This window comes from Streptomyces calidiresistens (assembly GCF_014141525.1).
In the GTDB taxonomy this organism is placed as follows: domain Bacteria; phylum Actinomycetota; class Actinomycetes; order Streptomycetales; family Streptomycetaceae; genus Streptomyces; species Streptomyces calidiresistens.
On sequence record NZ_VKHS01001079.1, the window covers coordinates 1 to 1,476 of the forward strand.

Genomic DNA, 1,476 nt, shown 5'->3' on the forward strand with positions numbered 1-1,476 from the left:
GGGACGGGGAGGCGGGTGAGGACGCCAAGGGCACCACCGAGATCTTCCACTACGACGGCGGGATCGGGGAGTTCTGCGAGTTCCTGGCCCCCGATCGGCCGATCTGTGACGTGCTGCGCCTGCAGGGGGAGGGAACCTTCAAGGAGACCGTGCCGGTCCTGGACGACCGCGGTCACATGATCCCGACCGAGGTCAAGCGGGACCTGCGGGTCGATGTCGCGCTGCGCTGGGGCACCGGGTACGACACCACGGTCAAGTCCTTCGTCAACATCATCGCCACCCCCAAGGGCGGTACCCACGTCGCCGGGTTCGAGCGCGCGGTCACCCGCACGCTCAACGAGGTGCTCCGGTCGAGCAAGCTGCTGCGCGTCGCCGAGGACGACATCGTCAAGGACGACGCCCTGGAGGGTCTCACCGCCGTCGTGACCGTACGACTGGCCGAGCCCCAGTTCGAGGGACAGACCAAGGAGGTGCTGGGCACCTCGGCGGCCACCCGGATCGTCGGCCAGGTGGTCGCCAAGGAGCTCAAGGCGTTCCTGACCTCCACCAAGCGGGACGACAAGCAGCAGGCCCGGGCGGTGCTGGAGAAGGCCGTCGCCGCGGCCCGCACCCGCATCGCCGCCCGTCAGCACAAGGAGGCCCAGCGCCGCAAGACCGCCCTGGAGTCCTCGGCGCTGCCCGCCAAGCTCGCCGACTGCCGCAGCGACGACGTGGACCGCAGCGAACTGTTCATCGTCGAGGGCGACAGCGCCCTGGGCACCGCCAAGCTCGCCCGCAACAGCGAGTTCCAGGCGCTGCTGCCCATTCGGGGCAAGATCCTCAACGTCCAGAAGTCCTCGGTGTCGGACATGCTCAAGAACGCCGAGTGCAGCGCCATCATCCAGGTCATAGGAGCCGGCTCCGGGCGCACCTTCGACATCGACCAGGCGCGCTACGGCAAGGTGATCTTCCTCGCGGATGCGGACGTGGACGGCGCCCACATCCGCTGTCTGCTGCTGACCCTCTTCCAGCGCTACATGCGCCCGATGGTCGAGCAGGGCAGGGTCTTCTCCGCGGTGCCCCCGCTGCACCGCATCGAGCTGATCAACCCACCCCGTGGTCGGGAGAAGTACCGGTACACCTACTCCGACGCCGAGCTGCGGGACACCCTGCGGGAACTCACCGACCGGGGCATCCGCTTCAAGGAGTCGATCCAGCGCTACAAGGGTCTCGGCGAGATGGACGCCGACCAACTCGCGGAGACGACCATGGATCCGCGCCACCGCACGCTGCGCCGGATCAACATTCACGACCTCGAGGCGGCCGAGGCGGCCTTCGCCCTGCTGATGGGCAACGACGTGGCGCCGCGTCGCGAGTTCATCGCCTCCTCCGCGGCGGTGCTGGACCGCTCCCGCATCGACACCTGAGGAGGGTCGGGGCCGGTTCCGCGGAGCGGGTGGGAACGCGAAGACGCGGAGACGCGGACGGGAGGGGGCG

At 69.0% G+C, this 1,476-nt stretch carries 1 protein-coding gene; it reads left to right on the forward strand.

The window, feature by feature from the left end:
• On the forward strand, positions 1-1,406 hold a 1,406-nt coding region (locus FOE67_RS25545), incomplete at its 5' end, for a toprim domain-containing protein (protein WP_182667185.1).
• Positions 1,407-1,476: the final 70 nt, after the last annotated feature.